At 70.8% G+C, this 25,191-nt stretch carries 21 protein-coding genes; 4 read left to right on the top strand and 17 right to left on the bottom strand.

Annotation, left to right across the window (positions count from 1 at the left end):
* The first annotated feature begins 29 nt into the window (after positions 1-29).
* Positions 30-482 carry a hypothetical protein gene (locus ACFWV3_RS11015; protein ID WP_382410686.1) on the top strand — a complete coding sequence of 151 codons (453 nt, stop codon included), beginning with the start codon at positions 30-32 and terminating at the stop codon, positions 480-482.
* Here the strand turns inward: ACFWV3_RS11015 and ACFWV3_RS11010 are convergent.
* From ACFWV3_RS11010 to ftsZ, 9 genes are all read right to left on the bottom strand, one after another.
* Entirely contained in the window at positions 442-1,044 is a 603-nt protein-coding gene (locus tag ACFWV3_RS11010; RefSeq protein ID WP_382410684.1) for a TetR/AcrR family transcriptional regulator, read from the bottom strand. The two genes, ACFWV3_RS11015 and ACFWV3_RS11010, sit on opposite strands and share 41 nt — an antisense overlap.
* 9 nt (positions 1,045-1,053) lie before the next feature.
* Entirely contained in the window at positions 1,054-1,788 is a 735-nt protein-coding gene (locus tag ACFWV3_RS11005) for an alpha/beta fold hydrolase (RefSeq protein ID WP_382410682.1), read from the bottom strand.
* 195 nt (positions 1,789-1,983) lie between these two features.
* A complete protein-coding gene (locus ACFWV3_RS11000) occupies positions 1,984-2,487 on the bottom strand; it encodes a hypothetical protein (RefSeq protein WP_382410680.1) in 504 nt (167 codons plus the stop codon).
* A gap of 15 nt (positions 2,488-2,502) precedes the next feature.
* On the bottom strand, positions 2,503-3,321 hold the full coding sequence (locus ACFWV3_RS10995; protein ID WP_382410678.1) for a DivIVA domain-containing protein: 819 nt from the start codon (positions 3,319-3,321) through the stop codon (positions 2,503-2,505).
* A gap of 48 nt (positions 3,322-3,369) precedes the next feature.
* Entirely contained in the window at positions 3,370-3,648 is a 279-nt protein-coding gene (locus ACFWV3_RS10990; RefSeq protein WP_382411322.1) for a YggT family protein, read from the bottom strand.
* Positions 3,649-3,666: 18 nt separating this feature from the next.
* Complete coding sequence (locus ACFWV3_RS10985) at positions 3,667-4,326, bottom strand: cell division protein SepF (protein WP_382410676.1); 660 nt, start codon at positions 4,324-4,326, stop codon at positions 3,667-3,669.
* Between the two features lie 67 nt (positions 4,327-4,393).
* Positions 4,394-5,092, bottom strand: a complete 699-nt coding sequence (locus ACFWV3_RS10980) for a YggS family pyridoxal phosphate-dependent enzyme (RefSeq protein WP_382410674.1) — start codon at positions 5,090-5,092, stop codon at positions 4,394-4,396.
* Positions 5,089-5,793, bottom strand: coding sequence for a peptidoglycan editing factor PgeF (pgeF, locus tag ACFWV3_RS10975; RefSeq protein WP_382411321.1), 705 nt, complete (start codon positions 5,791-5,793; stop codon positions 5,089-5,091). The genes ACFWV3_RS10980 and pgeF overlap by 4 nt, the downstream gene beginning before the upstream one ends.
* Positions 5,794-6,405: 612 nt before the next feature.
* Positions 6,406-7,683 (bottom strand): cell division protein FtsZ, encoded by a 1,278-nt coding sequence (ftsZ, locus tag ACFWV3_RS10970; protein WP_382410672.1) that lies wholly within the window; start codon positions 7,681-7,683, stop codon positions 6,406-6,408.
* Between the two features lie 648 nt (positions 7,684-8,331).
* Between ftsZ and ACFWV3_RS10965 the strand changes: the two genes are divergently transcribed.
* Positions 8,332-8,457: a hypothetical protein gene (locus ACFWV3_RS10965; protein WP_330854859.1), complete on the top strand. Its 126-nt coding sequence runs from the start codon at positions 8,332-8,334 to the stop codon at positions 8,455-8,457.
* Between the two features lie 366 nt (positions 8,458-8,823).
* Here ACFWV3_RS10965 and ACFWV3_RS10960 read toward each other — a convergent pair whose 3' ends face one another.
* The 8 genes from ACFWV3_RS10960 to ACFWV3_RS10925 form a co-directional block, all read right to left on the bottom strand.
* Positions 8,824-9,573 carry a cell division protein FtsQ/DivIB gene (locus ACFWV3_RS10960; protein WP_382410669.1) on the bottom strand — a complete coding sequence of 250 codons (750 nt, stop codon included), beginning with the start codon at positions 9,571-9,573 and terminating at the stop codon, positions 8,824-8,826.
* On the bottom strand, positions 9,570-10,907 hold the full coding sequence (murC, locus tag ACFWV3_RS10955) for a UDP-N-acetylmuramate--L-alanine ligase (RefSeq protein ID WP_382411320.1): 1,338 nt from the start codon (positions 10,905-10,907) through the stop codon (positions 9,570-9,572). Before murC ends, ACFWV3_RS10960 begins: the two co-directional genes overlap by 4 nt.
* A 41-nt stretch (positions 10,908-10,948) precedes the next feature.
* A complete protein-coding gene (murG, locus tag ACFWV3_RS10950) occupies positions 10,949-12,016 on the bottom strand; it encodes an undecaprenyldiphospho-muramoylpentapeptide beta-N-acetylglucosaminyltransferase (protein WP_382410667.1) in 1,068 nt (355 codons plus the stop codon).
* Positions 12,017-12,094: 78 nt separating this feature from the next.
* Positions 12,095-13,555: a putative lipid II flippase FtsW gene (gene ftsW / locus ACFWV3_RS10945; RefSeq protein WP_382410665.1), complete on the bottom strand. Its 1,461-nt coding sequence runs from the start codon at positions 13,553-13,555 to the stop codon at positions 12,095-12,097.
* 65 nt (positions 13,556-13,620) lie between these two features.
* Complete coding sequence (murD, locus tag ACFWV3_RS10940) at positions 13,621-14,991, bottom strand: UDP-N-acetylmuramoyl-L-alanine--D-glutamate ligase (RefSeq protein ID WP_382410663.1); 1,371 nt, start codon at positions 14,989-14,991, stop codon at positions 13,621-13,623.
* 2 nt (positions 14,992-14,993) lie between these two features.
* Positions 14,994-16,079, bottom strand: coding sequence for a phospho-N-acetylmuramoyl-pentapeptide-transferase (gene mraY / locus ACFWV3_RS10935; RefSeq protein ID WP_382410661.1), 1,086 nt, complete (start codon positions 16,077-16,079; stop codon positions 14,994-14,996).
* Positions 16,076-17,536, bottom strand: a complete 1,461-nt coding sequence (murF, locus tag ACFWV3_RS10930; protein ID WP_382410659.1) for a UDP-N-acetylmuramoyl-tripeptide--D-alanyl-D-alanine ligase — start codon at positions 17,534-17,536, stop codon at positions 16,076-16,078. The genes mraY and murF overlap by 4 nt, the downstream gene beginning before the upstream one ends.
* Positions 17,533-19,059 (bottom strand): UDP-N-acetylmuramoyl-L-alanyl-D-glutamate--2,6-diaminopimelate ligase, encoded by a 1,527-nt coding sequence (locus ACFWV3_RS10925; RefSeq protein WP_382410657.1) that lies wholly within the window; start codon positions 19,057-19,059, stop codon positions 17,533-17,535. Before ACFWV3_RS10925 ends, murF begins: the two co-directional genes overlap by 4 nt.
* A gap of 277 nt (positions 19,060-19,336) precedes the next feature.
* Between ACFWV3_RS10925 and ACFWV3_RS10920 the strand changes: the two genes are divergently transcribed.
* Together ACFWV3_RS10920 and ACFWV3_RS10915 are read left to right on the top strand one after the other, a co-directional pair.
* Positions 19,337-20,089, top strand: a complete 753-nt coding sequence (locus ACFWV3_RS10920) for a universal stress protein (protein ID WP_382410655.1) — start codon at positions 19,337-19,339, stop codon at positions 20,087-20,089.
* Positions 20,090-20,133: 44 nt separating this feature from the next.
* The gene (locus tag ACFWV3_RS10915) at positions 20,134-25,167 is read left to right on the top strand and encodes a TIR domain-containing protein (RefSeq protein WP_382410653.1); all 5,034 of its coding nucleotides are present in this window, start codon (positions 20,134-20,136) and stop codon (positions 25,165-25,167) included.
* The last annotated feature ends 24 nt before the right edge of the window (positions 25,168-25,191 follow it).

The following is a 25,191-nucleotide window of genomic DNA, read 5'->3' as shown; positions in this document are numbered from 1 at the left end:
CCCGAGCCGCTCTTTCGGGGGGAAACAACATGCGTGTCCTGGCTTTGACCTGCGCTCTTTCTCTGGCGGGTGCGGGCGTCGCCACTGCCGACGAGCCGTCGAGGTTCGTCTTCGAGGCCGCGGCCCAGGCGTTCCCGATCACGGCCACGAGCGGCGACTGGACGGCACCACCGGCGCAGATCCAGGTGAGCCTGACCGGCAACGCCGTCACCGTGCGCGCCACCAACCAGACGCAGACCTACGTGGTCGAGCTCGAGCGCCACGACGGGAACCCGATCACGCCGGGCACCCACACCGACCAGAAGGTCCTGGTCGTCAACCGCAACCTCGGCTGCCGCGACACCACCGCGGACTTCACCGTCGACCGGCTCGACCTGGACGGCCAGGGCGCCGTCACCGCGTTCGACGCCTCCGTCGTGCACCGCTGCGGCAACCGGCAGGTCAACGAGCTCCGGGCGACGATCCACTTCGCAGCCCGTTGATCAGCAGCCGCACGAGGTGCCGCACGTCGTAGCGGATCTCCTTGTCCGTGGCGCCGGCGCAGATGCTCCCGACGCCGCGCATGAGCTCATGGGCGTCCTGGCCGGCGACGATCTCACCGGCCTCCGCCGCGGCCTCCAGCAACCGCGTGCACACCGGCACGAGGTGCTCGACGAAGTAGTCGTGCAGCGGGTCGTAGCACGCCTCGGAGGACTGCAGCACCAACGCCATGCCCTGCTTGGTGACGACGAAGTCGACGAACTGGTCGACCCACTTCGTCAGCGCCTCGTGCGGGCTCGGTTCCGCGGCGAGCAGCGCGGGCCCCGCCGCCGACAGCGACTGCACCTGCGACCGGTAGACGGCCACGATCAAGTCAGCCCGCGTCGGGTAGTGGCGGTAGATGGTCGCGGTCCCGACCCCGGCGCGGCCGGCGATCTCGCGGATCGGCGCGTCCACGCCGGACGTCACGAACACCTCGGCCGCGGCTTCGAGCACGCTCCCGGCGTTGCGCCGCGCGTCGGCGCGCTGCGGCGGCTGGCCCGCCACACCGGGAGCGTTGCTCATGACCGCATTCTATCGACCGGCACCGACAGGAACGTGCTCCCTCACCAGGTCGCCGATGCCGAGCAGCATCTCGGCCAGCTCAGCGGGCGCGGTGATCATGCAGTCGTGACCCGCCGCCAGCTCGCGCACGTCGGCGGGTTCCCCGTTCGGCTCGGCGGGCACCGGGCGGGGTTCGACGCCCTCGGGCTTCACCGTGCAGTGGATGTGCGTGCGCGGGATCGCGGCGAGAGCCGGGTTGTCCATCGCGACCGGCTCGTCCAGGCAGTGCACGGCCTGGTCGGCGAGCATCGTGTGCAACCAGGCGATGTCCGCGGGGTCGGTGACGCCGAACAACCCGAACGGCGCGGGCGGCGGCGGCACCCGCCAGTCGTCACCGATCATGCCCCGAGAGACGGGCATGGCGTCGAGCGCGCTCTCCCCGTGCGTGGGCACCATGGCGTCGAGGTAGACGAGCCGCGCGATCCGCTCGGGCACCTCGTTGGCCACTCCGGAGATCACCATGCCCGCGTAACTGTGCCCGACGAGGACGACATCGCTCAGGTCCTCCTCGACCAGCAGGCGCACGACGTCGGCGACATGCGTGCCGAGTCCTGTGTTCCGGCTCAACAGGTGCCTCGTCTCCCCGGCACCGGTCAGCGTCGGCGTGAACACCCTCCTGCCGCTCGCCCCCAGCAACGGCACGACACGCGCCCAGCACTGACCGCTGTGCCACGCGCCGTGGACCAGCACGTACGTCATAGGCATGTTCTTCTCCCCGAACCAAGTGGGACACTGTCCCGTTAACAATATGGGACAGTGTCCCACTTAGTCCAGTGCGGGAAGAGGGCATGCTGAAGGGACCGACGGGCCATCAGGCCCGACGGTGGCGCTGATCAGGAGAAGCGCGTCGCAGAGGGCCGGTAGGGCCTCACGCGAAGATCGGTTACCGGCGCCGGCGGGTCACGAGGAAGACTCCCGCTGCTGCGCGCGATGGCGCGAGACCAGCGTGGCGTCGGGCCAGCACAGGGCGCATGGCGTGAACTGGAGCTGTCGCGCTTCCTGCACCGGGAGGCCCAGCGTGGGCCTCCCGGCTAGCCAGGAACACGAGCTCAGGTGGTACCGGGGCCGTTCGTCCAGCACCCGGACCTCGTCCACCAGATCGGCCACGACGAGCAGGTCCGCCGCGTCGGTGTCCTCTTCCGGTGGTTCCTCGTCAGCGGACGGCGTGTCGGCTTCCGCCGGCTCCACCACCCGATGATCATCATCTCGAGCTTGTTGATCTACACTCTGCGCGTCGGCAACGGGGTCCCCCGGACGCCGTCGCCACCAGTCCCACGCGAGGACCAGGGCGGCGAGCACGCTCGCGCCCACTGACGACCACGCCCAGACCGTGTCGGACGTGGTCAACGCGGGAACGAGCAGCCCGAGGGCTGCCAGCACCAGAAGCAGAACTACGAAGAGCACCTAGCGAACAGTAGTTCAGCCCGCTTCGGCGCGTGCACCGAAGGAGTAGCCCTGGGAGCGGCCCTCGGACGGAGCGGCGGGGCCGCGGTCCTGGAGGTCGCGCAGGGACGACTCGAGCATCGTCTTCAGTCGCGTGCGGTACTCGCGCTCGAACGTCTGCAGCTTGTCGATCTGCTTCTCGAGCGTGTTCTTCTCCTGGGTGATGTTGCCCATCACCTCGGCGTGCTTGCGCTGCGCGTCGCGGTCGAGCGCGGTGGCCTTCTCACGGGCCTGCCGCTCGAGCGTCTCGGAACGCGTGCGCGCGTCGTTCAGCATGGTCTCGGCACGCGTGCGCGCCTCGTTGACCATCGTGTCGGCCTTGGCACGGGCCTCGGACAGCAGCTGCTCCGACTTGGTGCGCGCCTCGGACAGCATGCCGTCCGCCTCGGCCTTGGCCTCACCGGTCAGCCGGTCCGCCATCTCCTGGGCGAGACCCAGGACCTTCGCGGCCTGCACGTGGTGGTCACCACCGCCACCGGGGGACGTCTGCTCCATCACCGTGGGCGGCGGGACCGGCGCCAGGCGGCGCGGCGGCTCCTCGACCGGCATGCGGCTCGTCATGGGGCTGGCGGCGGCCTTGGCCCGCGCGTCGTCGAGGTCGGCACGCGACGTCTCGAGCTGCTGGTCGAGCTGCTCGACCTGCTGACGGAGGTCGTTGTTCTCCTCGATCAAGCGGGCCAGCTCGCCCTCAACCAGGTCGAGGAACGCGTCCACCTCGTCCTCGTTGTAGCCCCGCTTGCCAATCGGCGGCTTGCTGAACGCGACGTTGTGCACGTCAGCGGGGGTCAACGGCATCGGATCACCTCTCGCACTCCTGGGCTGCGGTCATCCCCGGCTTCCCCGTCATGGCCTGGGATCTGCGAATCGCATCAGAATGATAACGACCAGCCACAGCACAATAATCGATAGGTCCAGCCCGACGCCCCCGATCCGCACAGTCGGGATCACCCGACGGAGCAGTAACACCGGAGGATCGGTGACCGTGTAGACAGTTTCGAGCGTCACGGCAACGCCGCCGGCCGGGCGCCACTCCCTCGCGAACGTCCGCACCAGCTCGACCACGACACGCGCGGTCAGGAACAGGGAGAACGCGAAGAGGACGTAGAAGATGACGAGACGGATCGGGTCCACGGGTCAACTCTAACCGTGGTTCCCGAACCCGCCCTCGGCCAGCTTCCGCCTGTCCTCCGCCGTCACGTCAACGTTGGGCGGTGAGAGAAGGAACACCCTGTTGGTGATCTTGTCCATGTCGCCTCGCAGAGCGAACACGAGACCGGCCGAGAAGTCGACGAGCCGCTTGGCGTCCGCGTCGTCCATGTCGGTCAGGTTCAGGATCACCGGGGTGCCGTCCCGGTAGTGCTCCCCGATCTTGCGCGCCTCGCTGTAGTTGCGCGGGTGCAGCGTGGTGATGCGTGCCAACGGGTTGCCAGCCGGCTCGGCGACCGGGCGCAGCCTGCTCACGGGCTCGCGCTGCGGTTCGACCGCCAGCGCACCGTGCACGGGTGCGTCGGCCGCCCAGCGCCGCGTGCTCGAGGGGCTGCCGCCACCCGGGCGCCGCGACTCCGGCTCGTAGTCGTCCGACTCGTCGAGGTCGGCCCGGTACCCGGAACCGTGCGGCTCCGACCGGCCCGGCGTGAACACGCGGTTGCGCCGCGGGTAGGGGTCGTAGTCGTCGGCCTCGGCTGCGTACTCGGACCGGTAGTCGCCGTAGCGGCCGCGGTCGTCCTCGTAGCCGGGGTCGTCTGCGTACTCGGCGGGGACCATCCCGAAGTAGGCCTTCAGCTTGTGCAAAGCGCTCATTCCAGCCCCTCCTCGGCGGTTCCCCACTCTTAGGGACGGTGCGGACGGTCCCGAGGTTCCCGACAACCTATGGCGAGGTTAGTCGCCGACTGCCGAGCAACGCCGTTCCGACACGCACACAGGTGGATCCGTGCGATATGGCATCTTCCAGGTCGTTGCTCATTCCCGCAGACACAGCTGTGGCAGTGGGATGATCATCACGTAGGCCTGATACCACCGAAGCCAACGCCTCAAACGCCTGCGCGGGCTTCATCGTGAGCGGTGCGACAGTCATCGCACCTCGAAGAATAAGATCACCCGAACGAGTGATCGCGCCAGCCAGTTCCGGCACCTCGGCGACAGCACACCCACCACGCGACGTATCGCCGTCGATGCTGACCTGGAGCAACACGTCCAACGTCGTCCCACGGGCGTGCGCGGCCCTCGCCAGCGCCTCGGCCAGCCGCACGCTGTCGACCGAGTCGACCTGGTCGGCCCATTCGACGACGGACTTCGCTTTGTTCCGCTGCAACCGCCCGACCATGTGCCAGCGCGCTTCTTCGAGATGTCTCAACTGGCCGACCTTCGCGCCGGCTTCCTGGTCGCGGTTTTCCGCGAAATTCCGCAACCCGAGCGAATGGAGGATCTCCACATCGCTCGCGGGCCAGGTTTTCGTCACCGCGAGCAACATCACCTCGGACCGCGCACGCCCCGCCGCCTCACACGCCTTGGCGATGCGCTCCTCGACCTCGGCGAGGTTCTCCCGCAACTCGTCGACGCGACTCACGGCTCGACCCAAACGACCGAGGCGAGCCGCCCCGTGGGCGCCTCCCGCCGGTGGCTGAACAGGTCCTTCTCCTCGAACGTGCACCGAGGATCCACACCGATCTTCCCGACCCCCGCGCTCGCCAGCTGGTTCCACAACCCGGCCCGCAGGTCCAGCGCAGGCGTCCCCTTCCGCGACTTGGACGCGCTCCCGGGCAGGTGCTTCTCCACGTCCCTCTGCATGTCAGCGGGCACCTCGTAGCACTCACCGCACACGGACGGCCCCAGCAGAACCTCGATCCGCTCAAGCTCGGCCCCCAACGCCATCATCGCTTTGAGCGCCTCGACCACAACCCCGACACGCGCGCCGACACGCCCAGCGTGCACAGCCCCGACCACGCCGGCCTCGGCATCCCCGAGCAACACCGGCACGCAGTCGGCCGTCAACACCACAAGCCCGAGACCAGCCCGTTTCGTCACAACAGCATCAGTGGCCTCAAGCGCCTCGGCCTGCGGCCCGTCCACCGTGGCCACAGTCCGCCCGTGAACCTGCTCCATCCACACCAAACGATCAGGCGTGAGCCCGATCCCTTCGGCAAGACGCCCCCGGTTGGCCTCCACGGCCTCCACGTCGTCCCCGACGTGATCGCCGAGGTTGAAGGAGGCGTAGGGCGCCTTGGACACGCCACCGGCGCGGGTGGTGACAACACGACGAATGCGCACCCCCACACCCTAGTTCGCAGCCCCACCGCACGAGGGCGAGCCCCGCGAAGCCGAAGGCGAGCGCCCAGCGACGGCGAAGCCGAGCACAGCGAGGCCGAAGGCGAGCAGTCCTGACAAAGCGAGGTCGCGGTGGTGGCTCCCCCGTCTAGCGCTCCTAGCACTCGCCGCGCCCGAGGGGTCAGGTCAAGTCGACACGCTTTTCGTCGACTTGACCTGACCCCTCGGGTGTGGCTCGCTCTGGATCGCTGGACGGGGGAGCCACCACCGCACCGGAACCACCCACCCAACAGCAAGCCGCCCAACACAAACAGGCGTGCCATCAGCCTGCGAGCGGCGCTGGAGGGGCTCCTTTGGGAGTGTCGGGGGCTTGGGGGCAGCGCCCCCAAACAACGCACGCACCAGGAACGAACCCAAAGCAACCAGACCACGTACGAACAACAAACAGGACGCCCGCCAACGAAACAGGGGGACGACCCACGCAACAGCCGCGCCCCACAAAAGGAGCAAGCTGACGCAGGCGTCCCCCCGAAATGTGGACCCCCTGATCAACCCGACTGTACTCAGGGGGTCCGACAAGATCACCGAGACGAACAGGACCCAAGGGCCCGCACCTCACCGCCGCATGAACGGAGGAACATCCACCTCATCATCCGGATCATCCGTGACCGGCACAGGACGAGAAGGCAACGACCCGTTCTGCGACAACGACCGAGGAACCGACGAGTACCCGTTCCCCTGAACCGGAGAAGGCTGAGGCGGCACAGCCGTGGGCGGAGCCTGCCGAACCTCGGGCTGCGGCACCGGCGGAGGCGGCGGAGCCTGCACCACCGGCGCCTGCACCACAGGCTGGGGAACCGGCGCGGCAGTAGCCGTCGCGATCGGCCCGGAAGCTGTCCGCTGCGGCGACGACAACGCCGTCGGCTCCAGCTTCTTGTGCGTGGGTCCCCCGCCGTCGAACCCGGCCGCGATCACCGTGACCCGGACCTCGTCCCCGAGCGAGTCGTCGATGACCGTACCGAAGATGATGTTCGCGTCGGGGTGGGCAGCTTCCTGCACCAGCGACGCGGACTCGTTGATCTCGAAGAGCCCCAGGTCGGAGCCGCCGGCGATCGACAGCAGCACGCCGTGCGCACCCTCCATCGACGCCTCGAGCAGTGGCGAGTTGATGGCCTTCTGCGCGGCTTGGACCGCGCGTCCCTCGCCTCGGGCCGAGCCGATGCCCATCAACGCCGAGCCCGCGCCGGACATGACCGACTTGACGTCGGCGAAGTCCAGGTTGATCAGACCGGGGGTCGTGATCAGGTCGGTGATGCCCTGGACACCGGACAGCAGCACCTCGTCCGCGGAGCGGAAGGCGTCCATGAGGCTGACACCGATGTCGCCCAGCTGCAGGAGCCGGTCGTTCGGAATGACGATGAGCGTGTCGCACTCGTTGCGCAGGGCCTGGATGCCGTCCTCGGCCTGCTTGGCGCGGCGCTTGCCCTCGAACGAGAACGGGCGCGTCACGACGCCGATGGTGAGCGCGCCGAGCTTGCGGGCGATCGAGGCCACCACCGGCGCGCCGCCGGTGCCCGTGCCGCCGCCCTCGCCGGCGGTCACGAAGACCATGTCGGCCCCCTTGAGGACCTCCTCGATCTCCTCGCGGTGGTCTTCCGCGGCCTTGTGGCCGACCTCCGGGTTCGCACCGGCACCGAGACCGCGCGTGAGCTCGCGGCCGATGTCGAGCTTGACGTCGGCATCAGACATCAGCAGGGCCTGCGCGTCGGTGTTCACCGCGATGAACTCGACACCCTTGAGCCCGACCTCGATCATGCGGTTGACGGCGTTGACGCCGCCACCACCGATGCCGACGACCTTGATCACCGCGAGGTAGTTGTGCGGGGGCGTCATCGGATCCGCCTTCCTGATCGTGGTCCGCGCTGTGGTGCTGGGTGGGGATGCACCCGGATTGAAGCTCTCAACCTCTCGTCGAGGTCCAGAGTTATGTCAACCCCGTATGTTCCTGCTGGACGGTAAGCACCGGCGGTGCGTCGGTCCAGCAGCCACGCCGTAGGGTCCCAACACTGTGCGCTACTACTCCCCGGTCGTGCCGTCAAGCAGTACGCACGGTGCCGAGCACGGCGCACCACAAGCCTAGTCGGACGCCGATATCGGAGATCGTCTCCCCCGTACCTTCGTCACGACCACACATTTTCGGGGCCGAACAGCACCGCCGGCGGCCGGCACCGCACCACGGTAGCCAAGCCGGAGCGGCGCCACATCTCATTGGCCACATCAGGCAGTCGCCAACCGTCCCCGTGACACCCCGCGGTCTCCGCAGAGCGACCAAGTGAGACGAGAAGAACGCCGTCCCCACCCCGCCAGACCACGCAGATCCCCTCCGCGACGAAGGACACACCACATCCGTCCTTTGTGGACGAAACCGCAGGCCGCGGACCGACTTGAGTACTTCCTTCGGGTGACAACGATCAAGGCGGCTAATGCCACGCGACGCAGCCCGATGAACACGGCAGTCGTTCATCAACCAGGAGGCCCGTCTTGGCACCCGCACCCGCGTCCGTGCGCTCGCTCGTCGTCGAAGCGATCGTCTTGGAGCTCGTGACCAGCAGGCTGGGCAGCCTGCTGGTGCGAGCCGCGATGGCGCGACTGAGGCCGAACGGCTGACGGACCCCGAGGAGGAATCCCATGTGCTCCCGGCCGAACCCCCGCTCCTGGACCAGGCGCCCGCGCCGCTACCCGACGCCGTCGCGCCCGCCGACGCCACGCCCCTGACGTCCAGATCGTTTCGAAGAACTCCCGTGGAACCTCTCCCGCTGGAACAACCGCCGCCCGCGCCCGCGACGCCGGCACAGCCACGAGCGCGGGCTCGTGGACTGCTGGCCGTTGCGGGTCCGGTGGTTACGGCGACATCCGCGACGGCGCCCAGGTCGAGATCGTCAGCCAGGACAATAGGCAACTCGAACCGAGGGGTGATCTGGAAGACGCAGGAGGAAGCCATGACCCAGGGCTTCCACCTGACCCTCGGCTGAGCTACGACACCGTGGCCAGGTCCGGCGACGACACGTCGTACGTCGTCCCCTCTCGCGTCAGCAGCACGAGCAGCACCGCCGCCTTGCGCGACGTGTTGTCCGAGCTGCCCCACTTCACCACGCGGTCGCCGGTCAGCGTCAGGCGTACGTCGGCGCCGGACGTCGCCGCCACCGAGACCACGTCCGGGCGCAGCTTCTCCGGCAGCTCGTTCACCACGCCCACCACGGCCTGGGTGGCCGGGTCCGCGGACGACGGGGCTGCCAGCACCAGCTCGGGCACGCCCGGTGCCGGGGTCGGCAGGATCGCGTAGTCCTTGCCCGTCGAGTCGACCAGGTGGAAGCCATCGGGCAGCTTCACGGAGCCGACCGGGACGCGTTCGGTGATGAGCAGTCGGACCGTGTTCGGTAGTTGGCGTTCTACTTCCACGGCGGACACACGCGGCAATGCGGCCACACGGTCGTGGATGCCGTCCAAGTCCAAGCGCACCAACGGGGAGCCCGGGGTGATGGCCGCCGCCTTGCGCACCTCGTCCTCGGTCAGGGCCACGGAGCCACGGACGTCCACCTGGCTCACGCCCAGCAACGGTGTGAAGAACACGCAGTAGGTCAAGCCCACCACGGACAACAACGTCAGGAGAGCCACCAGGCGGCGGCGCAGGATCACCCTGCGCCGCGCCCGGTGCTCAGCGCTCTTCGGTCTCCGGTTCGCGGTGCGAACTCGCGTGGACCTGCCGCGAACCGGGGCGCTCATGCCTGCTCGTCGCTCGCCAGCGCGCTGACGATCTCGGGGCCGAGCATCGTCACGTCGCCGGCGCCCATGGTGACCACCAGGTCGCCGTCGCGGACCAGGCCCGCGACCAGGGCCGGCACGCGGTCGAACGACGGCTCGTAGTGCACGGACGCCGTGACCTGCTCGGCGATCAGGCCGCCGGTCACGCCGGGCTCCGGCTCCTCGCGCGCGCCGTACACGTCCAGCACGACGACCTCGTCCGCCAGCGACAACGCGGCGGCGAACTCCGTGGCGAACGTACGGGTGCGTGAGTACAAGTGCGGCTGGAACACCACGACGACGCGACCGGCGCCCGCGACCGGACGAGCCGCACGGAGCTGTGCGTCGACCTCGGTCGGGTGGTGCGCGTAGTCGTCGTAGACCGACACGCCACCGGCACGGCCCTTGAACTCGAACCGCCGCCGCACGCCACCGAACGCGGCCAGGCCCTCGAGCATGCCCGCCTGGTCGGCGCCCAGCTCCAGACCCGCCAGCAGAGCGGCGATGGCGTTCAACGCCATGTGCTCACCCGGCACGGCCACGCGCACGTCCACCGCCACGCCGTCGATCTCAACCGACGCCAAGCCACCGGACTCCAACGGCTTGTAGTCGACCAAGCGCGCGTCGGCGCCGGTGCGTCCGTACTCGCGCACACGGATCCCACGCGCACGAGCCTCGGCGATCAGCCGCGCGGCGCCGGGATCGTCCACACAGGACACCAGCACGCCGCCGTCGACGATCCGGTCCAGGAACGAGTCGAACACGGCCGTGTACGCCTCGACGGTGCCGTGGTGGTCGAGGTGGTCCGCCTCGACGTTCGTCACGACGGCGACAGACGGCGCGAAGAACAGGAACGAGCCGTCGGACTCGTCCGCCTCCGCCACGAACACGCCGCCGGTGCCCTGGTGGGCGTTGGCGCCGGACTCGTTCAGGTCACCGCCGATCGCGAACGACGGGTCCACGCGACAGTGCTGCAACGCGACGGTCAGCATCGACGTGGTCGACGTCTTGCCGTGCGTTCCCGCCACACACACGACGCGGTGGTCGTCCATGAGAGCAGCCAACGCCTCCGCGCGGCGCAGCACCGTGATGCCGCGCTCACGAGCCGCCGCGTACTCCGGGTTCGTGTCCTTGATCGCGGTCGACACCACGACCTCGGTCGGACCGCCGACGAGCTGGTCCAGGTTCGAGGCGTCGTGACCGACGGCGATCCGCGCGCCCTGGGCGCGCAGTGCCAGCACGGTCCGCGAGTCCTTGGCGTCCGAGCCGGACACCTGCACGCCGCGCGCCAGCAGGATCCGGGCGATGCCGCTCATGCCGGCACCACCGATGCCGACGAGGTGAACGCGTTCGAGGCTCACTTCTTGATCACATCCAGGACTGTGCGGGCCAGGATCTCGTCCGCCTCGCGCCGGCCGGTGCCGAGCGTCGCCGCGGACATCTGCGCCAGCCGGTTGCGGTCGGCCACCAGCGGCACGACGAGCGACGCGACCTTCTCCGGCGTCAGCTCCTCGTCCGGCACCAGCAGGCCGCCGCCGGCCGAGACGACCGGACCGGCGTTCAGCGCCTGCTCGCCGTTGCCGATGGGCAGCGGCACGAACACCGCGGGCAGACCGACGGCCGACACCTCGGCCACCGTCATCGCGCCCGAACGGCACAGCACGGCGTCCGCGGCCGCGTAGGCGAGGTCCATGCGCTCCAGGTACGGCACCGGCACGTACGGCGGACGACCCGGAACCTGTTGCACCGCAACGGTGTTCTTCGGACCGTAGGCGTGCAGCACACCCACGCCGGCACGGGCGAACTCCGCCGCGACGGGCGCCACGGCTTCGTTGATCGACCGCGCGCCCTGCGAGCCGCCGAACACCAGCAGCGTCGGGGCGTGCGGGTCGAGGCCGAAGAACCGGCGGGCCTCGTCGCGCAGCGCCGCGCGGTTCAGCGTGGTGATCGACTGGCGCAGCGGGATGCCGATGATCTGCGCGTCGGTGAGGCCCGAGTCCGGCACGGCCGCCGCGACGTGCTCGGCGAACTTGGCGCCGACCTTGTTCGCGAGACCGGCCTTCGCGTTCGCCTCGTGCACCACGATCGGCACGCGGCCACGCGCGGCCAGGTACGCGGGCAGCGCCACGTAGCCGCCGAAGCCGACGACGACGTCCGCGCCGACGCGCTCCAGCACCTCACGGGTCTGCTTCACGGCGCCGCGCACGTTCAGCGGCAGCTTCAGCAGGTCCAGCGTCGGCTTGCGCGGCATCGGCACCGGCGGGATCAGCTCCAGCGGGTAGCCACGAGCCGGAACGATCTTGTTCTCCAGGCCGCGCTCGGTGCCGAGCGCGACGACGCGCGCGTCCGGTCGCAGCCGCATGACCGCGTCGGCCAGCGCCAGTGCCGGCTCGATGTGGCCGGCGGTGCCACCACCTGCGACCACGACGCACGGACCACTGGGGGCAGGGTGCCCGGTCAAGACTTGCCTCCGGTTTATCAGCTCAACAAATCGAGTCGGTTGTCATCGCCCGCGACCGCGGGTCGACCGGCCAGGCTCGGAACGGTTCTGGTTCACCCGGCGCGTTTCGCGGCGACGGTACTCGCTGGGCGGAGCGGACCGCCCTGCCATACGACGTTCGTCGACCACCGGAAGTTGCTGCGTGCGCCGTCCCGGTGCGCGGGGCGGCGAGGTCGGGCGGACCGGCTTGCGCTTGGGCGGCGGCCGGTACGCCTCGGGCGCGGGCAGCTTGAGCAGCCCGCCGACCCGGCCGGGACCGAGCGAGCGCAGCGCCGACACGGCGTCCGGCTCGTGCCGCGCGCAGTTCGCGAGGATGCCGAACACCACCATCGTCGTGACGATCGACGTGCCGCCGGAGGAGATCATCGGCAGCGTGATGCCCGTGACGGGCAGCAGCCGCACGACGTAGCCGATGTTGATCGCGGCCTGCGCGACCAGCCACACGGTCAGCGTCGCGGCCACGATCCGGATCCACGGGTCGGTGTTGCGCGCGGCCACCCGCAGGCCGACCCACGCGAGCATGCCGAACAGCACCAGCACCAGCGCGCAGCCGATGAACCCGAGCTCCTCGCCGATGACCGCGAAGATGAAGTCCGACTCGACGTTGGGCAGGTACCGCCACTGCGAGCTGCCCCGCGCGAGGCCCTTGCCGAACCAGCCGCCCTCGGCGAGCGCGAACATCGCCTGCCTGGCCTGCAGACCCGCGCCCAGCGGGTCGGCGTTCGGGTCGAGGAACGACGTCACGCGTTTGAGCCGGTACGCGGCACCGATCGCGAGCACGACCGCACCGGCCACCGCGCCGCCGGCGATCACGCCGAACAACCGCATCGGCGCGCCGACGAACCACAGCAGGCTGATCAGCACCACGCCGAGCGTGATCGTGCCGCCGAGGTCGGGCTGCAGCATGACCAGCGCGAACACCAGCATCGCGACCGGCACGACGGGCACCAGCAGGTGCCGGTACTGCGACAGCAGCGCGCGCTTGGTGACCAGGACGTGCGCGCCCCACAACGCCAGCGCAAGCTTCACCGCCTCGATCGGCTGGAACGAGATCGGCCCGAGCGTGAACCACGACCGCGCGCCGCCGCGCACGTCGCCGAGCGGCGTCAGCACGAGCATCAGCAGCACGACGCCGATGCCCATCGCGGCCGTCGACGCGTGCCGGAGCTTGCGCAACGGGAAGCGGAGCATGATCCAGAACAGCACCGCGCCGATGCAGACGTAGATCAGCTGGCGCTGGAACACGCTGTACGCGGACACGCCCGACGCGACCTGTCCCGGCGCCGACGCCGACAGCACCATCACCAGGCCCAGCACGGTGAGCATGCCGAAGATCGCGAGCAGGAGGTGGAAGTCGGCGAGCGGGCGGCTCAGCCACGAGGTCATACCGCTGCGCAACGACGCGATGCGGCCCGCGGGACGAACCTTCCGCTTGCTCCTCGGCTTGTCGGCGACGACGGTCACCAGATCATCGTCTCCTGTGTCAAGCGCTCGAACGGGGATTCCTGGGGCGTGTCGCGCCCTGAACCCTACCGATCACCCGTCAGCCTCGTGACGGCGTCCGCGAACGCCTGCCCGCGATGGGCGTAGTCGGTGAACATGTCCATCGACGCGGCGGCAGGCGCGAGCAGCACCGTGTCGCCGGGCTGCGCGAGCTCACGGGCAGCACGGACGACAACGTCCATCGGGTCGTCGCCGGCCGAGTCGACGACGCGCACCGGCACGTCCGGCGCGTGCTTCGCCAGTGCCTCGGCGATGACCGCGCGGTCGGCGCCGATGAGCACGGCACCCCTCAGCCGGTGGGCCTCGGTCCGCACCATGTCCTCGACGGACGCGCCCTTCAACAGTCCGCCCGCGATCCAGACGACGCTGTCGTACGCGCGCAGCGACGCCACCGCGGCGTGCGGGTTCGTCGCCTTCGAGTCGTTGACGTACCGGACGTCGTCGCCGTCCACGGTCACGAGCACAGCTCGATGCGCCGCCGGTTCGAACGCCTCCAAGCCCTCGCGCACCGCTTCCGACGGAACGCCGTAGGCGCGGGCGAGAGCCGTGGCGGCCAACGCGTCCGCGATGCCGGGAGGGCCCGCCGGACGGATCTTCGCGACCTCGACCAACGGCTCGTCGTCGGCGAACGCCCGGTCGACGAGCCAGCCGTCGCGCACACCCAGCTGGCCGTCCTGCGGCTCGTGCAGCGTGAACCCGACCTGGTCCCGCGCGGGCGAGGCCTCCAGCAGGTCGGCGACCAGGTCGTCGTCGAGCCAGCCGATCGCCACCTCACCGGTGAGGATCCGCGCCTTGGCCTGCGCGTAGGCGTCCATGCCGCCGTGCCAGTCGAGGTGGTCCTCCGCGAGGTTGAGCAGTGCGCCCGCCTGCGGTGTCACCGACGGCGCCCAGTGCAGCTGGAAGCTCGACAGCTCCACGGCGAGCACCCGGCGTCCGGCCAGCAGCGCGTCCACGACCGGCAGCCCGACGTTCCCGCAGGCCACGGCGTCCGCACCGGCCGCGTGCAGGATCGACTCCAGCATGCCGACCGTCGTGGTCTTGCCGTTGGTGCCCGTCACCGCGAGCCACACCGGCGGGTCGGCCAGCTCCGCCGCCATCCGCCAGGCCAGCTCGACCTCGCCGATCACCTCGATGCCCGCCGACGACGCGGCCGCGAGCAGCGGGCTCGACGGCTGCCAGCCGGGGCTCGTGACGACCAGGGACGTGCCGGCCGGCGGTTCGGTCAGCCCCGGCACCAGCTCGACGCCCTCGAGCAGCGTCTCCAGCGCCGCGAGCCGCTCCGGCGACGAGTCCGTCACCACGACCTCCGCCCCCGCGGCGAGCAACGCCTCGGCGGCGGACCGGCCGGTCACTCCAGCACCGGCGACCAGTACCCGTGAACCGGCCAGCTTCGTCATAGCTAGAACCCGCCTGTCAGCCACTCGCTGTAGAAGACCCCGAGCCCGAACATGCAGCAGATGCCGCCCATCAACCAGAACCGGATGATGACCGTGGTCTCCGCCCACCCGGCGAGCTCGAAGTGGTGGTGGAACGGTGCCATGCGGAACAGGCGCCGTCGTGAGGTGCGGAAGACCGCGACCTGCAACGCCACCGACAGGGCCTCGACCACGAACAGGCCACCGATGACGATCATCAGCAGCTCGGTGCGGGTGGCGATCGCGAGACCGGCGACGAGACCGCCGAGCGCGAGCGACCCGGTGTCACCCATGAAGATCTTCGCGGGAGCGGCGTTCCACCAGAGGAAGCCGATGCAGCCCGCCATCGCCGCGGCGGCGATCACCGCGAGGTCCAGCGGGTCGCGCACGTCGTAGCAGCCGGCGACCGAGTAGCTGGAGCAGCTCCAGCGGAACTGCCAGAACGAGATCACCACGTACGTGCCGAACACCATCGCCGACGAACCGCCGGCGAGACCGTCGAGACCGTCGGTCAGGTTCACGGCGTTCGACCACGCGGCGACCATGCCGTAGCAGAAGACGACGAAGCCGACGACGCCGAACGAGACCACGGTGATGTCGCGGACGAACGACAGGTTGACCGACGCGGGCGTCAGGCCGTCCTTGTTCGGGAACTGCATCACCAGGATCGCGAACGTGATCGTCGCGATGAACTGGCCGACCAGCTTCGCGGTCTTGTTCAGGCCCAGGTTGCGCGCCTTGCGGATCTTGATGAAGTCGTCGAGGAAGCCGACCAGGCCGAGGGACGTGGTCAGCATCAGCACGAGCAGGCCGGACGCCGTCGGGGTCTGCCCGGACGCCGAGGCCGACATCGAGTTCACCAGGTGCGTGCCGAGGTACCCGGCCCACATCGCGACCAGGATGGCGAGACCACCCATGGTCGGCGTGCCGCGCTTGGTCTTGTGGTGCTGCGGACCGTCCTCGCGGATCTCCTGACCGAAGCCCTGGCGCGAGAAGATCTTGATCAGGTACGGCGTCAGCAGGATCGACACCGCTAGTGCGATCGCTGCCGCGATCAGGATGCTCTTCACTTGGTTCCTGCCTCCAGCAGGGCCTCGGCGATGCGCCACAGGCGGTAGGCGTTGGATGCCTTGACCAGCACGACGTCACCGGGCCGGACTTCCCCCAGGAGCAGCTTCGTCGCCGCGTCCGCGTCCGGCACCAGGACCGATTCCTCTCCCCAAGATCCTTCCAGGTGCGCACCCTGGTGCATCGCGCGGGCCGCGTCACCGACGACGACCAGCTTGCTGATGTCCAGGCGCACCACCAGCCGCCCGATCTCGTCGTGCGCGCGCACCGCGTCGTCGCCCATCTCCGCCATCGGGCCGAGGACGGCCCAGCTGCGGCGGGCGGGCGTGGTGGCGCGCGAGATCGTCGCGAGCGCCTTGAGCGCCGCTCGCACCGAGTCGGGGTTCGCGTTGTAGGCGTCGTCGACGACCGTCACGCCGTCCGCCCGGTCGGTGATGACCATGCGGTGCGCGGACACCCGCTGCGCGCTGCCGAGCCGCTGGGCGACCTCGTCGGGCGTGGCGCCCAGTTCGAGGGCGATGGCGGCGGCGACCAGCGCGTTGCTCACGTGGTGCGAGCCGTTCAGCGCGAGCTGGACCCGTGCGTCGCCCCGCGCGGTCTTCAGCGTGAAGCTCGCGCGGGCCTGCTCGTCGAGCTCGATGTCCGCGGCGCGGACGTCGGCGCTCGGGTTCTCGCCGACCAGGACGACCTTGGCCTTGGTGCGGCTCGCCATGCCCGCGACCAGCGGGTCGTCGGCGTTGAGGATGGCGACGCCGTCCTCCGGCAACGACTCGACCAGCTCGCCCTTGCCCTGCGCGATCCCCTCGCGGGAACCGAACTCGCCGAGGTGCGCGGTGCCGACGTTGAGCACGGCACCGAACTTCGGCGGCGCGATCTCGCAGAGGTGCGCGATGTGGCCGATGCCCCGCGCGGACAGCTCCAGCACGAGGAAGCGGGTGTCCTCGGTCGAGCGCAGCGCGGTCCACGGGTGGCCGAGCTCGTTGTTGAACGACTCCGGCGGCGCGACGACCTCGCCGACCGGCCGCAGGACCTGGGCGATCAGGTCCTTCGTCGACGTCTTGCCCGCCGACCCGGTGATGCCGATCGTGGTGAGGCCGGCGAGCCGGTCCGTGACGTACCGGGCCAGCTTGGCCAGCGCCTCCAGCACCGCGGCGCCTTCACCGAACTTGTCGCCGGCGAGCACGTAGGCGTTGCCGTGCCTGGTCTCCACCGGCGGCGCGATCACCGCCGGGGCGTCGACCTCGCGGCCCGCGAGCACCCCGGCGGCACCGGACGCGACGGCCTGGGCGGCGAAGTCGTGGCCGTCCACGCGCTCACCGGGCAGTGCCAGGAAGAGGCCGCCGTCGGTGACCTTGCGGGTGTCGAACTCGATGGTGCCCGTCACCACCGGCGAGCCGTCGGTTGCGTGCAACCGTCCGCCGACGACCTTCGCGATCTCGGCGAGCGTGAGTGCGATCAACGGTGAGCCTTTCTGATCGCCGCGGTCAGCGTCTCGACGTCCGAGAACGGGTGGACCACTCCGGCGATCTCCTGTCCCGTCTCGTGTCCCTTGCCCGCGACGACGACGACGTCGCCCGGACGCGCGAGCTCGACGGCCTTGTCGATCGCGAGCTTCCGGTCGCCGATCTCGAGCACCTCGCCCCTGTTCCCGGCGGCGAGGGCCCCCTCGAGCATGGCGGCCCGAATAGAGGACGCGTCTTCGCTCCTCGGGTTGTCATCGGTGATGATCAACACCTCGGACCGGTCCGCCGCGGCCTCGCCCATCAGCGGGCGCTTGGCGCGGTCGCGGTCGCCTCCGCAGCCCAGCACGACGATCACCCGGCCGTCGGTCTTCGCGCGCACGGCGTCCAGCGCGAGCGCGACGGCGGCGGGCTTGTGCGAGTAGTCGACGACGGCGGTGAAGTCCTGCCCCTCGTCGACGCGCTGCATGCGGCCGGGCACCTGGACCGCGCGCAGGCCCTCGGTGATCGCGGCGGCCGGGACGCCCTCGGCGTGCAGGCAGGCGATGGCCAGCAGCGCGTTCGCGACGTTGAAGCTGCCCGCGAGCGGCAGGTGGACCTCGATGCCGACGCCGGGGCCGTGCGCGGTGAACGTCTGCTCCCCGGTCGCGCTCACCTCGACCTCGCCCGCGGTCCAGTCGGCGGCCTTGGTCGTGGCGACGGTGATCGTGGCGCCCTTGACCAGCCGCGGACCCCACTCGCCGTCGACGCAGACGACCTCCTTGCGCGCGCGGCCGTCGAACAGCTGCGCCTTCACCTCGAAGTACTCCTCCATCGACGCGTGGAAGTCGAGGTGGTCCTGGCTGAGGTTCGTGAACGCGCCGATCTCGAACTCGGTGGCGGCGACGCGGCCCAGTTCGAGCGCGTGGCTCGACACCTCCATCGCCACGTCGGTGACGCCGCGCTCGGCCATCACCGCGAACAGCGCCTGCAGGTCGGGCGCCTCCGGCGTGGTGTGCGAGCTCTCCAGCTGCTCGTCGCCGATGCGGGTGCCGACCGTGCCGATCAGGCCGGTGCTGCGGCCGGCGGCGCGCAGGACGGACTCGATCATGTACGTGGTGGTGGTCTTGCCGGACGTGCCGGTGACGCCCCACAGCCGGATCTTGGTCGACGGGCGGCCGTAGACGTGCGAGGCGAGCAGGCCGACGACCTCGCGCGGGCGCGGGTGGATCAGCACGGGCACGTCCTTGAGCGCCTCCCGGGCCGCACCGGCCTCGTCCGTGAGCACGGCGACGGCACCGTTGGCGAGCGCCGTCTCGGCGAAGTCGGCACCGTGCGCGCGGGCGCCGGGCAGCGCGGCGTAGAGGTCACCGGGGACCACGTGCTGGGCACGCAGCGTCACCCCCGTCACCTGGACGTCGGCATGTGCTGGCCTGGTCAGGTGCACGTCGGCCACCGCGGCGAGAGCGGCCACGGAAGCAGGGCGGATGGCGTTGGGGCGGGGCGGGGCGGTCGCGACCTTGCCCTCGAGCTTGGCAGGCACGGGCAAGAGGCTACCGGCGTGCGGACAGCGGGCGACCGGCGCGTTGGCGAACGGGTGATGATCAGCCGAGATGGGCCGATCGGGTAGGCGTCCGCGCTGGTCCGTCCCGGCGAGCCCGTCCGGCCGCACAAGTTCCTGCCGCCTTCGTGACTTCCGGCCCTGTGACCTCCGGGGCACGCGCGGTGAGGTGGAGGCGGCGCAGGAGGCGGTAATGAGGACAACCACGGCGGTGGAACCCAGGAGGTTCTCCTTCTGGTCCCCCGATTTCAGTCGTTCCGTGACGGTCGGTGTCGACACGTCCGAGTCGGCGTACCACGCGTTCGAATGGGCGGCGCGGCACGCGTGGTCGCTGCGGACGGACCTCCAGGTGTTCCTGGCGGACCCCGGCGACACCACGGTCCAGAAGGTCCTGGAACGGCTCCCGATGCTCACGGCCCACTTCCGGCCGAGCGGGGACGACCCGGTGGCCGCGCTGGTGAGGGCGTCGGACTCCAGCGCGACCCTGGTCCTGGGGTGCAGGGGAGAACAGCACCGCGGGGCGCTGGGGCTGGGCTCCCTCGTCCTCCCGGTGCTGCGGCGCGCCCGGTGCGGGGTCGTGGTGGTGCGCGGGCGGCCCCCGGCCGTCCGCGGCGAGTACGGCTGGGTCACCGCGGCCGTCGGCGGCTGCGAGGACCCGGTCGTGCTGCGGCGCGCGGTCGAGCTGTGCCGCACCCGCCGGGCGTCTTTGCGCCTGCTGCACGTGCACCCGCCGGACCGGCGCGGCGGCGCGGTGCCGCGTGACGAGGCGGCCGTCCGGCGCGCGGTGCTGTTCCTGCGCACCACGGCGCCGGAGCTGACGCCGGAGGTCGTCGTGGAGTCGCGGCACCCGCACGAGGCGCTGGCCTCCCTGGACTCCGACCTCGTCGTGGTGGGTCGCGGCGGACAGCACGACGGGGTCGGGTTGATCACGCGGGCGGCGCTGCACCACGCGTCCTGTCCTGTGCTCGTCGCGCGGCAGGAACCGATGCACGACGACCGGGTGACGCCGTAGGCGAAGGGTCGTTCGGACACGGACGAGGTCTCTAGCATGAGCTGATGCCGCCTGCCGCAGCCGCGACGACACTCCGGGGCGCTTTGCTCGTTCTCGGCCAGGGCGACTCAGAACGGCTGCAGCGGGTGGACCGGCACCTCGGCGGCGTCCTCACCGGCACCGAGCCGTCGCGGTCGATGCACGGGGTCTTCGGCTGGGTGGCCGGCGGTGGGCAGGTGCCCGGCGACGTCGCGGCGCTGCGGAAGCGCGCGGTCGTGGAGCTGGGATCGGCACCCCGCGGCCGGTCCAGGGTGGACCTCGTCTCCGCGGTGCACACGGCGACGGTCGCGCTGACGTTCTTCAACCGGGTCAACGCGGTCCTCTCGCGCGAGCCGGAGCTGCGCGCCCCCGCCGCGCGCGACTGGCACCAGGAGGACCACTCGTTCGTCTCCTACCTCTACTCCGACGACATGCCGCTGCCGTCCGCCACCCGCGCGTTCGAGGCCCACCTCGCCGACGTCGCGCGGTGGGCGGCCGACCGCGCGGAACGGGTCCACCGCGCACTGCACCGGGCGAACCCGTTCAACCGGACGGAAGCCCTGCTGGAGCACGAGTTCACCCGCACGACGACGGTCGAGTACACGACGGCGTTCGCGGCGCTCGCGAGCGACCTGCCGGAGTTCGCGGTGTGGTCGGACGACGACGGCACCGGTGCCCAGGACTGGTTGTCGTCGACGTGGACCCGGCCGTCCGGCGACACCCCACTGGACCGCTTGAACAGCGCCAACCTGGCGGTGCTGCACCAGCCGCTGGCGGGCGAGCCGCACCTGCCCGGCATCGACCGGCTCTACGTCAGCCCGAGCTTCCGCCCCGCGGAGGCCGGTCCGTCGGCACGGCTGACCGACGCCACCTGGTGGGCGGCGGAGACCCCGGTGCGGCGCGACCTCGCCCTCGCTCTCGCCGGCCACCTGAGCAGCCCTCAGGCCACCAGGGCGCCGATCCTGGTGATCGGCGACGCCGGCGCGGGCAAGTCGGCCACCACCAGGACGCTCGCCGCGGTGCCGCCCACCGGCGACCTCGCCGTCGTCCGGGTGCCGCTGGGGCAGGCCGACCCGGACGCGCCCGTCGCCGGCCAGGTCGAGAACGCCCTGCGCTACCTCACCAGCGACCGCGTCAGCTGGGCCGACCTCGCCGGGCACGAGACCCTCGTCCTGCTCGACGGCCTGGACGAGCTGCTCGCCGCCCAGCCGAACATCAACTACCTGTCCGAGGTCGTGCGGTTCCAGCGGACCGAGGCCGCGCGGGACCGCCCGGTGGCCGTCGTGGTCACCTCGCGGACGTCGTCGGTGGGCAGGGTGCTCATCCCGGACGGCGTCCCGGTGCTGCGGCTGGAACCGTTCGACGAGGCGCAGACCCGTGCCTGGACGGGCCAGTGGAACCAGGCGACGGCGGACACCCCGCGCCGGCCGCTGCGGGCGGAGACCCTGCTCGCCCACGAGTCGCTGGCGCGGCAGCCGCTGCTGCTGTTCCTCATGGCGCGCCACCTGACCGACCCGTCCGTCCCGGAGACCTCCGCCGAGCTGAGCACGAGCGCGCTCCTGGAACGGCTGAACGACCTCCGCGCGCAGCGGGTGGGCGTGGAGCCGGAGGCGCTCGCCGTGGCGGCCCTGGGCATGTTCAACCGCGGTCGCGAGTGGATCTCCGAGGCCGAGTTCCACACCGACCTCACCGCGCTCAACCGCCGGGTCCCGCGGGTGTGGGGACACCCGCAGCGCTCGGGCCCCCTGAGCGACTACCAGATCGCGTCGTTCCTGCTCGGTGTCCTGACCGAGCCCGACGACGAGCTGTTGTTCGCACTGCTGTCGCACCGGCCGTTGTGGGGACGCCCGCCGGTCCAGGCGATGCTCACCAGGCTGGCCGCCGACCTGGCCCCCGCACGGCGGCGCGCGCTGGTGCGGACCCTGGACCGGCTGGTCGAGGGCCTGGGCAGGCTGCGCGGTCCCGGCCGGTACGTGGCGTACCTGCCCGTCACACCCGACCAGGACGCCGTCGTCTTCTACACCACCAACCTGACGCTGCTGAGGGAGAGCATCGCGCCCGGCGGCACCGAGGACGAGGACGACCGCCCGTCGACGGGGATCGAGTTCGTCCACCGGGCGCGGGACCTGGGCGACAAGCCGATCGGGCAGGTCACCTGGTCCTCCGACGGACGGCTGCTCACCACGATCTCCGCCGGCACGATGACGTTCTGGGACATCACCGGCAACGCCCGTGCCGTCACGTCCCACCCGCGCGTCTCCGACGTGGCCTGGCACCCGTCGCTGCCACTGGCGGCGGTGCTGCGCCGCAAGGAGGCGCCCGGCGAGACCGGTCAATCCGACACCCACGACCTCGTGCTGATCGGGTTCGACGGCCGGGAGGAACGGCACCTGCGCTCGGCGCGGCGCGGCCGGCTCAGCTGGTCGCCGGACGGGAGCGCGCTCGCGGTCATCGACGCGGTCGAGCTGAGGATCGTCGACGCCGGTTCCGGCCGGACGCAGGAGGTCTCCCGGCTCAGGGAGTTCCCCCAGCACCCGAACCTCTACGTGCCCAAGCCCCGGTGGACCCGCGACGGCCGCCACGTCCTCGCGGTGCACCGGCGGGAGGTGCGGCTGGCCGGTGCCGCCGACCTGACCACGGTCTGGGCCGCGTACCTGGCCGGGGACACCGTGGAGACGTTCGTCGACAGGACGCACGCGCTCGCCGTCGTCTCGTTCCCCGGTGACGCTGGCATCCGCATCCACGACCTCCCCTCCGGCAAAGCGATCGCGCTGCTGCAGGAGCACACCGCGCCGATCGTCTGCGCCCGGTTCTCACCGGAGGGCGACTTCCTCGCGTCGATGTCGACCGACAACACCGTCCGGATCTGGCGGTGCGGCGACTGGCAGTGCGTCGCCACGCTGGAACGGGAGGTCGTCGAACGCCGCGGCGGCCTCGCGTTCCACCCCGCCGAGCCGCTGCTCGCGATCAAGGACGGCACCGGTGTCGACGTCGTCCGACTCGACCACCGGGTGCTGAACGGCATCGGCCCCGCCGGCACCGCGCGGCGCTACGCCAACGCGAAGGTCGTGCTCGTCGGCGACACCGGGGTCGGCAAGTCGGGACTCGGCCTGGTGCTGAGCGGGCAGCCGTTCGCCCCGACCGACTCGACGCACGGCCGCAACGTGTGGACGTTCGAGAAGTCCTACGCCACCCAGCCGTCCGGCGAGGTGCGGACGCGGGAGACGCTGCTCTGGGACCTCGCGGGCCAGCCCGGCTACCGGATGGTCCACCAGCTGCACCTCAACGAGGTGGCCGTGGCGCTCGTGGTGTTCGACGCGCGCAGCGAGACCGACCCGTTCGCCGGGGTGCAGTACTGGAGCAGGGCGCTGGCGCAGGCGCGGCGGCTCGACGGGTCCGCCGCCCTCCCGATGCGCGTGCTGCTCGTCGCCGCGCGGGCCGACCGCGGCACGGCGGCCGTGAGCAGGGAGCGGATCGAGGAGACGGTGCAGGCCCTCGGGTTCGACGGCTACGTCGAGACGAGCGCCAAGGAGGGGTGGGGAGTCGACGACCTGGTGCGCGCCGTCCGCGACGGCATCGACTGGGACGCGCTGCCGGTGGTCAGCTCGAACGAGCTGTTCGAGGCGATCAAGGACTTCGTCGTCGAGGAGAAGCAGCAGGGCCGCATCCTGTCCACGGTCGACGACCTGATGCGCAGCTTCCGCCGCACGCAGCCGGACGCGCCCGCCCTCGACGAGCTGGCGGACCGGTTCAGCGCGTGCATCGGCCAGCTGGAGAGCGTCGGCGTGGTGCGGCGCATGTCGTACGGCGACTACGTGCTGCTGCGCCCGGAGCTGCTGGACGCCTACGCGTCGTCGTTGGTGCAGGCGGCCAAGGACGAGCCCGACGGGCTGGGGTTCGTCAAGGAGGACGACGCGCTGGAGGGGAACTTCCGCATCCCCCAGGACGAGCGGCTGACCGACCCGCAGCAGGAGCGGATCCTGCTCAACGCCGTCGTGCAGGAGCTGCTGCGCCGGGAGATCGCGTTGAAGGAGGTCACCGACCGCGAGGTGGACCTGATCTTCCCGTCGCAGTTCACCAGGGAACGCCCTGACGCGCCGCGGTTACCCGGCCAGGACGTCGTGTTCACGTTCGACGGCCACCTGTACTCGATCTACTCGACGCTCGCGGTGCGGCTGTCGCACTCCCGGTTCTTCGAGAAGCACGAGATGTGGCACAACTCCGCCACCTACAAGGCCGACGCGGGCCTGATGTGCGGCATCGCGATCCGCGAGGTCGAGGAGGGCAAGGGCGAGCTCGCCCTGTTCTACGACGAGCACGTGGGACCGCTGGTGCGCAAGCAGTTCGAGGCCTACGCCGTCGAGCACCTGGAGTCGCGGGCCGGCGAGGTGATGACGCGCCGGGTGCGCCGGTGCGGGCTGTGCCGCTACACGATCCCCGAGGACCTGGTGCTCGGCAGGATCGGCCGCGGCAAGACGAAGATGACCTGCCCGCAGTGCGACGACTTCGTCATCACGCTGACCGACGGCCCGGACGTGGTCGGCGACGTCGGACCGGCCGTCGCGGAGATGAACTCCAACGCCAACGCCCAGCGCGACCACGACGTGGCGGTCACCACGCTGCGGGGCAAGCGGGAGGCCCGCGACTTCGACGTCTTCCTGTGCCACAACGTGCTGGACAAGCCGCAGGTCCTGCGGATCGTCACCGAGCTGGAAGCACGCGGCATCCTGCCGTGGCTCGACATCCGCGACATCCAGCCGGGTTCCCGGTGGCAGCGGGAGATGGCGAGGGGCATCGAGATGAGCCGGTCCGCCGCCGTGCTCATCGGCCCGTCCGGTCCCGGGCCCTGGCACGAGGCCGAGATGGAGCTCATCAACGACTGGTCCGCGCGGAACAAGGGCCGCCGGGTCATCCCGGTGATCCTCGACGGCACCAGGGAGGACCCCGACCTGCCCGGGTTCCTGCGCGTCTGGTCGGTCGTCGACATGCGGACGACCGACCCCGACCCGATCGAGCAGCTGATCTGGGGCATCACCGGCCAGCACCCCCGCTGGACCTGACGGCGGGGGGGGGCAAGGGCCGGC

The sequence above is a fragment of the Lentzea sp. NPDC059081 genome (genome assembly GCF_042738015.1).
Classification (GTDB): Bacteria; Actinomycetota; Actinomycetes; order Mycobacteriales; family Pseudonocardiaceae; genus Lentzea.
Note: the sequence above shows the minus strand (reverse complement) of the source record. Positions and strands in the feature narration are given on the sequence as shown.

Coding starts and splice junctions, on each gene's coding strand:
- ACFWV3_RS10985 (WP_382410676.1), bottom strand. CDS start 4,326: ATGAGCGCTTTGCACAAGCTGAAGGCCTACTTCGGGATGGTCCCCGCC.
- murC (WP_382411320.1), bottom strand. CDS start 10,907: ATGAGCGGCATCGCCCGGATCCTGCTGGCGCGCGGCGTGCAGGTGTCC.
- ACFWV3_RS11005 (WP_382410682.1), bottom strand. CDS start 1,788: ATGCCTATGACGTACGTGCTGGTCCACGGCGCGTGGCACAGCGGTCAG.
- ACFWV3_RS10960 (WP_382410669.1), bottom strand. CDS start 9,573: ATGAGCGCCCCGGTTCGCGGCAGGTCCACGCGAGTTCGCACCGCGAAC.
- murD (WP_382410663.1), bottom strand. CDS start 14,991: ATGACGAAGCTGGCCGGTTCACGGGTACTGGTCGCCGGTGCTGGAGTG.
- ACFWV3_RS10915 (WP_382410653.1), top strand. CDS start 20,134: ATGCCGCCTGCCGCAGCCGCGACGACACTCCGGGGCGCTTTGCTCGTT.
- ACFWV3_RS11015 (WP_382410686.1), top strand. CDS start 30: ATGCGTGTCCTGGCTTTGACCTGCGCTCTTTCTCTGGCGGGTGCGGGC.
- ACFWV3_RS10995 (WP_382410678.1), bottom strand. CDS start 3,321: ATGCCGTTGACCCCCGCTGACGTGCACAACGTCGCGTTCAGCAAGCCG.
- ftsZ (WP_382410672.1), bottom strand. CDS start 7,683: ATGACGCCCCCGCACAACTACCTCGCGGTGATCAAGGTCGTCGGCATC.
- ACFWV3_RS11010 (WP_382410684.1), bottom strand. CDS start 1,044: ATGAGCAACGCTCCCGGTGTGGCGGGCCAGCCGCCGCAGCGCGCCGAC.